This is a genomic window from Roseibium sp., from assembly GCF_025698965.1.
Taxonomy (GTDB): domain Bacteria; phylum Pseudomonadota; class Alphaproteobacteria; order Rhizobiales; family Stappiaceae; genus Roseibium.
In genome coordinates, this window is record NZ_JAILWL010000229.1 from 1 (window position 1) to 10,266 (window position 10,266).

Annotated in this window: 10 protein-coding genes; 4 read left to right on the forward strand and 6 right to left on the reverse strand. The window is 56.9% G+C overall.

Annotated features, from left to right (window positions below; translation table 11 throughout):
• Positions 1-1,029, forward strand: a 1,029-nt coding sequence (locus K5905_RS18270) for a lyase family protein (RefSeq protein WP_297586408.1), incomplete at its 5' end; no start/stop codon positions are given.
• Between the two features lie 68 nt (positions 1,030-1,097).
• Here the strand turns inward: K5905_RS18270 and K5905_RS18275 are convergent.
• From K5905_RS18275 to K5905_RS18285, 3 genes are read right to left on the reverse strand one after another with little or no spacing between them, the layout of a single operon-like run.
• A complete protein-coding gene (locus tag K5905_RS18275) occupies positions 1,098-2,453 on the reverse strand; it encodes a TRAP transporter large permease (RefSeq protein ID WP_297586409.1) in 1,356 nt (451 codons plus the stop codon).
• Positions 2,454-2,460: 7 nt separating this feature from the next.
• On the reverse strand, positions 2,461-2,970 hold the full coding sequence (locus tag K5905_RS18280; protein WP_297586410.1) for a TRAP transporter small permease: 510 nt from the start codon (positions 2,968-2,970) through the stop codon (positions 2,461-2,463).
• Positions 2,970-4,004, reverse strand: a complete 1,035-nt coding sequence (locus tag K5905_RS18285) for a TRAP transporter substrate-binding protein (protein ID WP_297586411.1) — start codon at positions 4,002-4,004, stop codon at positions 2,970-2,972. The genes K5905_RS18280 and K5905_RS18285 overlap by 1 nt, the downstream gene beginning before the upstream one ends.
• Before the next feature lie 565 nt (positions 4,005-4,569).
• Between K5905_RS18285 and K5905_RS18290 the strand changes: the two genes are divergently transcribed.
• The gene (locus K5905_RS18290) at positions 4,570-6,294 is read left to right on the forward strand and encodes a thiamine pyrophosphate-requiring protein (protein WP_297586412.1); all 1,725 of its coding nucleotides are present in this window, start codon (positions 4,570-4,572) and stop codon (positions 6,292-6,294) included.
• Between the two features lie 354 nt (positions 6,295-6,648).
• Here the strand turns inward: K5905_RS18290 and hemA are convergent, their stop codons facing one another.
• Positions 6,649-7,872, reverse strand: coding sequence for a 5-aminolevulinate synthase (hemA, locus tag K5905_RS18295; protein WP_297586413.1), 1,224 nt, complete (start codon positions 7,870-7,872; stop codon positions 6,649-6,651).
• 269 nt (positions 7,873-8,141) lie between these two features.
• On the opposite strand from hemA, the gene K5905_RS18300 reads away from it, so the two are divergent.
• Positions 8,142-8,774, forward strand: a complete 633-nt coding sequence (locus K5905_RS18300; RefSeq protein ID WP_297586414.1) for a Crp/Fnr family transcriptional regulator — start codon at positions 8,142-8,144, stop codon at positions 8,772-8,774.
• Positions 8,771-9,331 carry a DUF4202 domain-containing protein gene (locus tag K5905_RS18305; RefSeq protein ID WP_297586415.1) on the forward strand — a complete coding sequence of 187 codons (561 nt, stop codon included), beginning with the start codon at positions 8,771-8,773 and terminating at the stop codon, positions 9,329-9,331. Before K5905_RS18300 ends, K5905_RS18305 begins: the two co-directional genes overlap by 4 nt.
• Here K5905_RS18305 and K5905_RS18310 read toward each other — a convergent pair.
• Entirely contained in the window at positions 9,321-9,593 is a 273-nt protein-coding gene (locus tag K5905_RS18310) for a hypothetical protein (protein WP_297586417.1), read from the reverse strand. The two genes, K5905_RS18305 and K5905_RS18310, sit on opposite strands and share 11 nt — an antisense overlap.
• Positions 9,594-9,614: 21 nt before the next feature.
• The gene (locus tag K5905_RS18315; protein ID WP_297586419.1) at positions 9,615-10,181 is read right to left on the reverse strand and encodes a cytochrome c oxidase subunit 3; all 567 of its coding nucleotides are present in this window, start codon (positions 10,179-10,181) and stop codon (positions 9,615-9,617) included.
• Between the last annotated feature and the right edge of the window lie 85 nt (positions 10,182-10,266).

Here is a 10,266-nt window from a genome sequence, read left to right on the forward strand (position 1 = left end):
GATGCAGGGCACTGGCTTCATTGGGGGGCAACCAGTCAGGATGTCATGGACACTGCACAGGTTTTACAGATACGCGCCTGTCTCGACATTCTCGAACGCCGCATCAAACGGCTTCTCGACACGCTGCAGACGGAAAGCAATCACCATGCGAAGGCGTTGCTTGCCGGCCGGACGCGCAGTCAGATTTCAACCCCGATCACGCTCGGGTACCGGATCGCCCAGTGGGCGCATCCATTGATCGATATCGAGACGGCATTGCCGCGGCTGCGCAAAGCGGTCTTGAAAGTTCAGTTCGGCGGGGCGTCCGGTGTTAATTCCGCGATCGCTCCGGACGGTCCGCTGGTTCTGAAAAAGCTGGCGGACGAACTCGGTCTGGAAGCGAGTGCCTCCTGGCATGTCAACCGCTCCTCGATCCTTGCACTGGCCAGTTGGCTGCAACAAGTCTGTGCCGCGCTTTCGAAAATGGCCGGAGACCTGATCCTGATGGGTCGGACGGATATTGCCGAAGTTGCCAGCGGAACTGGGGGTGGGTCGTCGACGATGCCGCAAAAGGCCAATCCGGTTCAGGCGGAGACTATAAAGGTTCTCAACCGGATCGCCATCTCGGCTCAGGCTGCGCTGTCGACTGCCGCCGATCCGGAGGAAGAACGGGATGGCTCAAAATGGCCTCTGGAATGGATGTACCTCCCCCAGATGCTTCTTGCAACGGGGTCAGCCCTGCAGCACGCACAAAGGCTTGCGGAGAGCCTGATCCCCAATGCGGGAAATCTGGACGCGACGCTTCAGGCCAATCCCGAGATGATGGCCGAAACTGCCAGCTTCATTCTGGCCAAGAACGGCATTGCCCGCCCCAGGGCCAAAGAAATCGTTGCTTCTGCCGCCGCAGATGCGGCTCCGTTCGCAGATGCATTGGCCAAACTCAGTCCTCTGGAGATCAACTGGAAGACCGCCCTCGATCCGCAGGAAGTCATCGAACCCTGCAAGGAAATGGCTGCAAGGATCTTCGCACAGCGCCGGTCGTCGGATTGAATCTTATTATTGCAAGCCGCCCTGGACGTCTCCAGGGGCAACTCATTTGAGGCAAAAACGTTCCCTGGCTATTGCAGAAGCCGCGGCAACCAGAGTGTCAGGGCGGGGAAGCTGACCAGCAGGATCACGCGGATAATTTCCGCTCCGAAAAACGGGGCGACGCCCTTGAAGGTTTCGATCATCGGTGTGTCGCGGGCCAATGAGGAAATCACGAAGACATTCATGCCGACCGGTGGCGTGATCAGCCCGAGTTCGACGACGATCAGGGCCAGCACGCCGAACCAGATTTTCAGGTCCTCAGTGCTCATGCCGTAGCCCGCACCTTCGGCCCCCTGGTAAATCCCGCCGTTGATTTCCACCAGCACCGGCCAGAAGAACGGAATGACGAGCAGGATCATGGACAGGCTGTCCATCAGGCAACCAAGCAGGATCAGAGCAACCAGCAGGAGGATCAGAACCGTCATCGGCTCCAGTCCGGATCCTGAGATCCAAGCAGCCGTTTCCTGCGGCAGACCCACCCTCGACATGAAAATCTTCAGAAGCTCGGCACCAAGAATGATCAGATAGATCATGCCGGATGTGGACGCCGTTTCCTTAAGTGCTGCCACGAAATCCTTACCGCTCAAGCTGCGCTGAAGCAGCCCGAACAGGAGCACGAGAAACACGCCGACAGCTGCGGCCGGTGTCGGGTTGAAGAAACCGAAATAGATGCCTCCGATCACCAGCCCGAAGATGATCAGAACGGGAATCATTCCAGCGGTGGCCTCGACGAATTCCGCCCTGTCGGGCACCCCACCCTTCGGCCCCGCCTCCGGCTTGATTGCGACATAGACTGCAATTGTCAGCAGGAACAGAACGACAGCCAGCAATCCCGGAAGAAAAGCCGCCATGAACATGGTGACGATGTTCGCTTCCACAATGATGGCGTAGATAATCAGTACAACCGAGGGCGGGATCAGAATACCCAGAACCCCACCGGCAGCCAGCGTGCCGGTCGCAAGCGCACCGGAATATTTGTAGCGGCGCAGCTCCGGCAGCGCGACCTTGCCCATGGTTGAGGCGGTCGCCAGAGACGATCCACAGACCGCACCAAAGCCCGCGCAGCCTGCGATAGCAGCCATTGCCGTACCACCACGCAGCCAGCCAAGCCAGGCATTGGCTCCGCGGAACAGTGCCTGACTCAGACCCGTTTTGGACGCGATTGCACCCATCAGCACGAACATCGGCACGACCGATAGATCGTAGATGGAGAACTGGCCGTAGGCGAGGGTCTTGAGCTGGCTGAAGACGAGCGCCGGGCCATTGAGCATCATGGTACCGACGCCGCCGACCAGGATCATGGCATAGGCAATCGGCATCCTTATCGCGATCAGGAAAATGAGCACGACAAGGCCACCCAGCCCCAGCAAGAGAGCGTCTGCCATCTCTTTGTTATCCTTTCGACAGAGCGTTCACGTCACGCATAAGCGTGACAAAGGCTGCCAGAGCCAGCAAGGCCAGGGAGAGCAGGATCGGAATGAAAGCGATCCAATGGGGAATTTGAAGGATCGTCGTGGTGTAGTCGTATTCCTTCTGGTCCAGCATGCCGAAATACATGCGCCAGATGAGCAATACCGCAAACCCCAATGCGACCAGCGAACCGAGCATCGTGAAAAACGCAATCATCCGTTTGGATGCTGCCGCTGTGAAAATATCAGCCGAGACATTGGCCCCGATGAGCTGGCAATAGGGGAGAAACGCAAACACGGCGACCGCCACGCCCATTTCGGTAAGTTCAAAATCACCTGGAAACGGAGTTCCGAAGACCGAGCCGACGATCGAGAGCATGTTCACACCGACCACAAGGAGCAAGACGATGCCACCCATGAGAGCCCAGAACGTTATCAGGCGACTGGCAGCCCCGGTAAATCCGGAGCTGCTTTCCTGTTGGACATCCGGCATCAGTTCGACGCGTTGTCCGCAATAGCTGCCTTGGCCTTGTCGACCAGTGCTGCACCGTCTATGCCTTTTCCGGAAACCTCTTCAACCCAGCGGGTAACCACCGGCTCGAGTGCCTGGTTGAACGCAGCGGTTTCTTCCGGTGTCAGAGTAATGTGCGTATTGCCGGCTTTGGTGGCGAGCCCGATACCGAAATCATCGGCACCGGCCCAGATGTCGCCAACCTGTTTGACCCATTCCTTGCCCGATGCGTCGCGGAAAGCCTGTTTCACATCGTCGGGCAAGCTGTCCCAGCGGTCCTTGTTCATCGACACCTGGAAAACGGTCGTGCCGAAGCGTTCCTTGTCGGCACCTTCGATCTGGTATTCGGTCTGTTCCTGGATTTTCAGTGGTGGAATGATTTCCCAGGGAATCAGCGCACCGTCAATCACACCCTTTTGCAGCGCAGGTGGCAATTCAGGAACCGGCATGGCAACCGGGGATGCGCCGAGGGCTTCAATCACCCAGGCACCGGTACGGGTCGGAATGCGAATCTTCTTGCCTTCAAGATCTGCCGGAGACCGCACTTCAGTGTCGGTCATGTGAATGCCCTGCCCTGCATGCACATGCAGGAACATGACTTCCACACCCTTGTATTCGTCTTTCAGGTCACTCTCATAAAGGTCCATGAGGGCCAGATTGGTGGCAGCCGTGTCGTTCTTGTGCACACCGGGCAGTTCAAAAACCTCCGAGCGGGGGAACAGGCCCGGGGTGTAACCGTTCACGGTCCACACAAGGTCGACCACTCCGTCCCGCACCTGATTGATCAACTCGGGCGGCCGACCACCCAGCGTCATCGCCGGATAGATTTCAATAGCAACCTTGCCGCCGGAATTTTCTTCAACCTGCTTGGCCCAGGGCGCCAGCATTTTCGAGTGGGCCGGCGCTTTTTCACCCAGGAAATGGTGAAGCTTGAATTCATAGTCCGCAGCATAGGCCGACGTTGTACCAAGTACGAAAAGCGCCGTTCCCATAATCGCATTTTTCAAGGTGCTCATATTTCCTCCTCCGAGCGAATTCCGAATTTCCGACGGTTGACACGATTTCAACCCGAATGGGTCGCGTTGTGCAGTTCGTCAGTGAACTTCACCGACTTTTCCGGTCCGACCTTAGCAAACACAATCGAAAGTTGACTATTTCCAGTCCGCCCAATTTGATTTTTGTCTGCCAATTCAGTATTCAGCTTTGCGTATTTTATTTGCCTTGTTAAATATTGTCAAATTAAGTAACTTGACATTGCATCCGTGGTGGGATGTTGAACCTATACGTCGAGGTAAAAAAGATCAGACAAGGGATTTTTCCCCGGATTGCAGACCGATTTCACTCCTCCAGAAATCATCTTCACTAATTAGTTTGGTAATGTAAATTGAGATATCGGGCCTTATACTTTCCATTTTTGGAAACAAACGCTGATCTCGCTTTACGATATGCGGTTTAGACAATGCCCCTTCCATTTCCCTGCGGTTTGCCCTGATGCAGCAGCAAATGGAGGGTCTCCCGCAAGAAGGACAAGTTCCAAACGCCAAACATGCCAAGGACCGGCAACGCGGTCAGGAGAAACAAATGAGCAAGTCAGCGGACCAGTCGGCACTCTCGGCAGGTGGAGCGATCTTCGGCAAGATGAAAGCACTTGGCATCGATTATGTGTTCGTCAATTCTGGGACAGACTTTCCACCGATCATCGAAGGGCTGGTCTCCGCATCGCACGAAGGGATCGAGTTGCCGATACCGGTGACGGTGCCGCACGAACACGCCGCGATGGGCATGGCCCACGGCTATTACCAGATCTCCGGAAAAATGCAGTCCGTGATGCTGCACACGAATGTCGGTCTGTCCAACGGTGTGACCGGCGCGATCAATGCCTGGTGCGACCAAGTTCCTGTCCTGATGATGTCCGGGCGCACGCCTGTTACGGAAGGCAAGCGCTTCGGTGCGCGAACCGTTCCTATCGGATGGGGACAGGAAATGTTCGATCAGACAGCCCTGGTCCGCGAAGTCACCAAATGGGATTATGAGCTCCGCTTTCCGGAGCAGGTTTCGGACCTGCTCGATCGTGGAAGCGCAATCGCGAACTCCACACCGAAAGGGCCGGTCTATCTCAGCCTGCCACGAGAAGTCCTGTGCGAACCGGCACCAGCGGCGGGTCTCAACAGCCCGTCCCGAATGGCACCGGTCGTCACCGCAGCCCATGGTGAAGATATCAAGTCCGCCGCAAAACTGCTGGCTCAGGCGAAAACGCCGCTCATCATCAGCCAGCGAGGAGCCGGTTCAAAGGCAGGGTTTGCAGCACTGTCGGATTTTCTCGAAGACTGGGGGATACCGCTATCGCACTATTGGGCAAACATGCTGTCCGTGCCGCTGTCGCACCCGATGCAGGTCGGGTCGGCGCCGGAAGCACTGCTGAGCGAGGCCGACGTGGTGCTGGTCATCAATGCGCTTGCTCCCTGGTGGCCGGACAGGGTCACACTTCAGCAAGATCTAAAGGTAATCCAACTGGGTCCTGATCCGCTGTTCAGCCGGACACCGGTCCGCAACTTCCCGGCCGACATCACGCTTGCCGGGGAAACGAGCGATACGCTCATGGCGTTGATAGAAGAAATGGACGGTCAGCCCCGCGACCAGACCCTCATCGACAAACGCCGCCAGCGCATTTCGGAGATTTCCAGAGCCAACCGCGAAGCAGTGATCGCCACGGCTGAACGTGGCAAGGGCAGTCCAATGACCAAGGAATGGGTCAGCCTTTGTCTTGGCCGTGCCATCAAGGGGCGCAATGCCACCGTCTTTCAGGAGCTGGGCTGCCCGCTTGACCAACTCGATCTCGACAGCCACAACAGTTATTTTCAAGAGCCATATTCCGGCGGCCTCGGTTGGGGGTTGCCTGCGGCATTGGGTGCTCAGCTCGCGGATCGGGACCGGTTGGTTTTCGCAACCATCGGCGATGGCAGCTACATGTTCGCCAACCCGACGGTCTGCCATCAGGTGGCTGAAGCGCTCGACCTGCCGGTTATTGTGCTTGTGCTCAACAACGAGGAATGGGGCGCAGTCCGCCATTCGGTCGTCGGAACCTATAAGGGCGGCCTGGCGCATCAGGCCAACGAGGTTCCGCTGACGTCGCTCAAGCCAAGTCCTGACTTTACCAAAACGGCAGAAGCCAGCCGTGCCTATACCGAAACGATTAGCGACGGCGAAGCCCTGCCCGCCGCGCTGGAACGGGCTATCAAGATCGCAACAGAAGAGAAACGTCAGGTGCTGTTCAACATAGCGATAGAGCGGGTCAATCCAGCCTGATCGTCGTCCTGTTTTGCCCTAAGAAAAAAAATCCCTGCGTTTCATCGCAGGGATTCTTCAGTTGGCATCCGGTCGGCACATTGACTGAAATGCTGAAACACGCTGGCACACGTGGTGTTTGGTTTTCCAGGCCGAAAGAGGACGCCTTGGCCTGGTTTGAAAGTTTCGTTCTGATCGAGGCCAACACATTTGTGCCGGGTCGGGGCTGGTATTGGCCATTCCCGGCCCGGCTGGTTCGACCGCTCCCCTTGGCCTCATTTTATCGAAGCGGTCAGACCCTTTGCGTCTTTACTGCGCGTTTAGAAAACGGCGATTAGTCGATGCGATCCTTGACTATCATCAAGCCGCACACAGCTATTCCGCAGCAATGGGTTTTCTTGCCAGTTGGCACTGGTTCCAGAGCGAATGCAGTGCGCAAACCAGCCGGTCGACATCGCCTGGCGTATGGACCGGCGAGGGTGTGATACGAAGCCGCTCTGTTCCCTTGGGTACGGTCGGATAGTTGATCGGTTGAATGTAGATACCGAAATCCGTCAGCAGCGTATCGGAAAGGAATTTGCATTTCGCAGGATTGCCGACCATCACAGGGATGATGTGGCTCGGATTGTGAACATGCGGGATGCTCAGGATGTCGAGCCGTTTGCGAACCTTGGCAACGATGGCCTGATGTGCCTCCCGCTCCACCGAACTTGCCTTCAGATGCCGGATCGAGGCAGTTGCAGCTGCCGCGATTGCCGGTGGCAGGGCCGTCGTGAAGATGAAACCGCTGGCAAAGCTGCGGACGAAATCGCACAGTTCTGCCGACGCGGCAATGTAGCCCCCGACAACACCGATCGCCTTGCCGAGTGTCCCTTCGATCACCGTGAGACGATCCATGAGACCTTCGCGTTCGGCGATACCACCGCCTCGCGGACCGTATAGTCCCACGGCGTGCACCTCATCGAGATAGGTCATGGCGCCATACTTGTCCGCCAGATCGCAGATTTCGGATATCGGCGCGATATCGCCATCCATTGAGTAGACGCTTTCAAAGGCAATCAGTTTCGGACGTCCAGGATCGCTTGCAGCCAGCTTGGCCTCCAGATCCTCGAGATCGTTGTGCTTCCAGATTACCTTTTCGGCACGGGACTGCCGAATACCCTCGATCATCGAGGCATGATTGAGACTGTCGGAAAAGACAATGCAGCCGGGAATTTGCGCGGCAAGTGTGCCGAGCGCCGCCCAGTTGGAGACATAGCCAGACGTAAAGACGAGTGCGGCCTCCTTGCCGTGAAGATCCGCCAGTTCCTGTTCGAGGATGACATGGTCATGGGTCGTGCCGGAAATGTTCCGCGTCCCGCCTGCACCGGCACCACACCGGTCGATTGCATCATGCATCGCGGCAAGCACCTTTGGATGCTGCCCCATGCCCAGATAGTCGTTGGAGCACCAGATCGCGACTTCGTCGGCGTGATTGTTGTGTGTCCAGACGGCCTCTGGAAATGAACCGCGCTTGCGCTGAAGATCGATAAAGACCCGGTAGTTGCCCTCTTCCTTGAGCGCGGTCAGCCGGTTTTTGAAAAAGGCTTGATAGTCCATGATATCCTCGCTTTCTCAATTTGCCCGAAAGCTAACCGCATGCAGCAGTGGACTAAATGACAATAATCAAGTTGCCTGTGACAAAGACGGTCTATGTCCGCATTTCACCGCATGTGACCCCATGAGGCAGTTGTGTAGAGTAGCCGCAACGGAGAGGGGATCCGCCGACCGGATCCAAGAAGGGTTTATTTACAATGCCAAGTGAACGCCGCAGGAAGATTGCGCAAAATTCCTTGTTGCTGAAAAGTTTTTCCCAGGAGATCCAGGACATGGTTCTCAGCATGTCCAGCTGGCGCGAATATGATCGCGGAGAAACGCTGTTCCTGCAGGGAGAAACCGCGCAGGCCATCCACATCGTTACTGAAGGATGGGTCAAGCTTTACAGAATCGCACCGAATGGCGGTGAAGCTGTGGTGAACGTGTTTGCCAAGGGCGAGAGCTTTGGAGAAGCCGTTGCCTTCCGCGGCCATGCCTATCCGGTATCCGCCGAAGCGGTGACCACCTGCGAAGTCATGCGCATTCCGAGCGTCGCGCTTCTGGAAGCCATGCGCAAGGACCCGGAGATTGCGGTTTCGGTGCTCGCTTCCACCTTCGCGCATCTGCATTCGCTGGTCTCCCAGCTGGAACAACTCAAGGCGCAGACGGGCCCGCAACGCGTTGCGGAATTTCTGCTTGAGCTGTGTGAACACGAAGAAGGCAGCTGCGTCGTGACACTGCCATACGACAAGTTTCTGATCGCCGGCCGTCTCGGCATGAAGCCGGAGAGCCTCTCCCGATCCTTTGCGAAACTGAAAAATGCTGGCGTTCATATCAAACGCAATCACGCTGCAATTGACGACATTGAACGTCTCAGGGAATTTTCCGAAACCGATCCTGTGGAAGCCTGGCACAAAGCGCAATGACGAAACTGGAAACCGCTTTGAAGGCGATTGACGAAGCTAACGCCGCTGACCCGAACCAGGAATCCGGTGAACCAGCTGCGCTTCTTTATGGTCAGCGCATGAGCGAAGAACTCGACCGCCTATTTCCGGACGCACCGGATGCACTCAGAATTGCCGCGCGAGGTCAGCATATCGAACGCTGGTCGGTGCCCAGAGCCACTTATCCGGACGGCAAGGCAGGTTATCACGCCTGGCGTCGGGATCTGGCCAAACACCATGCGGAACGCGTCGGTGCGATCATGACCGATGCCGGATATCCGGAAGAAGAGATTTCGGCAGCCGGCAGAATGCTCCGCAAGGAAGGCATCAAGCGTCATGCTGACGTACAAGCGCTGGAGGACGTCATCTGTTTCGTATTCCTGAAGTGGTATTTCGCGCCTTTTGCTGCCAAGCACAGCAGTGACAAAGTTCAGGGCATCGTGGAAAAAACAGCGCGCAAAATGTCGGAAGACGGCCGCCACAGGGTCCTGGAAGAGTTTGAGCTTCCCGCTGCGCTTGCGGCTGCATTCAAGCCGTGAAGGCCGGGATCAGATAAAGCCCGATCAACAAGAGACCGTAAAACCCCAAGGCCCAGTTGAAGCCAGAAAGCCAGGTCGGGGCCTGCCAGAGACCCAGATAGCGCGAAAGAATGACGCGTGCTTTCATCCAGGCAAAGAGCAGAACGAACACCCCGATCACGCTTTTGCTGAAAGACCCGCCCGCCAGGACAGCAGCCAGTACCGAAGCCCCGCTCAAAAGCAAGAGCACCAGCCAGGCCCGGGTCGTTGGATCTTTTGTCATTTCAAGCCTCTGGTCCACAATTCAGCCCAGCAAATAGATCACCGGAAACAGCAGGACCCAGACAAGGTCGACCATATGCCAGAAGGCTGTGCCGACCTCGATGTTGCGGGGAGCATCCTTCCAGGCAATCAGGGCAAGAATGGCAATTCCGGCCACGACATGTGCGGCATGAAAGCCGGTGAGAAGATAGTAGAAAGTGAAGAGCGGGTGGGTCTCGGTGGAGATGCCCTGTCCGGCAACATCCGCGTATTCGTATCCCTTGATCACCAGAAAGACAGTCCCCAGAACCATCGCGGCGCCCAGATGCAGGCGAGCTGCGGCACGTCCTTTCTTCAGACGCAGATCAAGAGCCCTGGCTGCCAGAAATCCGCTGGTGATCAGAACAATGGTATTGATCCCGGCAAGCGCTGGGTGGAGGTGGCTTCGTGCTTCGGCAAATCCGGCGGGGTCCGTAATCCGGACCCCGAGAAATGCTGCCAGTCCCGCCCCGAAAACCAACAGCTCGCTGATGATCAGAACCCACATCATCAGGTCGCCGGGCAATTCGTCCAGCGTTCCTGATCTCGCCTGCGTCACCGAACCGCTCACCATCAACCTCCAACAAGTTGGCGGTAGATCTGGGGCAACGCCTGGGTCAGTTTGTCCGGATGCGGGATAACGGCGAAGCCGCCCT

Coding starts and splice junctions, on each gene's coding strand:
- K5905_RS18305 (WP_297586415.1), top strand. CDS start 8,771: ATGACGAAACTGGAAACCGCTTTGAAGGCGATTGACGAAGCTAACGCC.
- K5905_RS18290 (WP_297586412.1), top strand. CDS start 4,570: ATGAGCAAGTCAGCGGACCAGTCGGCACTCTCGGCAGGTGGAGCGATC.
- K5905_RS18310 (WP_297586417.1), bottom strand. CDS start 9,593: ATGACAAAAGATCCAACGACCCGGGCCTGGCTGGTGCTCTTGCTTTTG.
- K5905_RS18280 (WP_297586410.1), bottom strand. CDS start 2,970: ATGCCGGATGTCCAACAGGAAAGCAGCTCCGGATTTACCGGGGCTGCC.
- K5905_RS18300 (WP_297586414.1), top strand. CDS start 8,142: ATGGTTCTCAGCATGTCCAGCTGGCGCGAATATGATCGCGGAGAAACG.
- K5905_RS18285 (WP_297586411.1), bottom strand. CDS start 4,004: ATGAGCACCTTGAAAAATGCGATTATGGGAACGGCGCTTTTCGTACTT.
- K5905_RS18275 (WP_297586409.1), bottom strand. CDS start 2,453: ATGGCAGACGCTCTCTTGCTGGGGCTGGGTGGCCTTGTCGTGCTCATT.
- hemA (WP_297586413.1), bottom strand. CDS start 7,872: ATGGACTATCAAGCCTTTTTCAAAAACCGGCTGACCGCGCTCAAGGAA.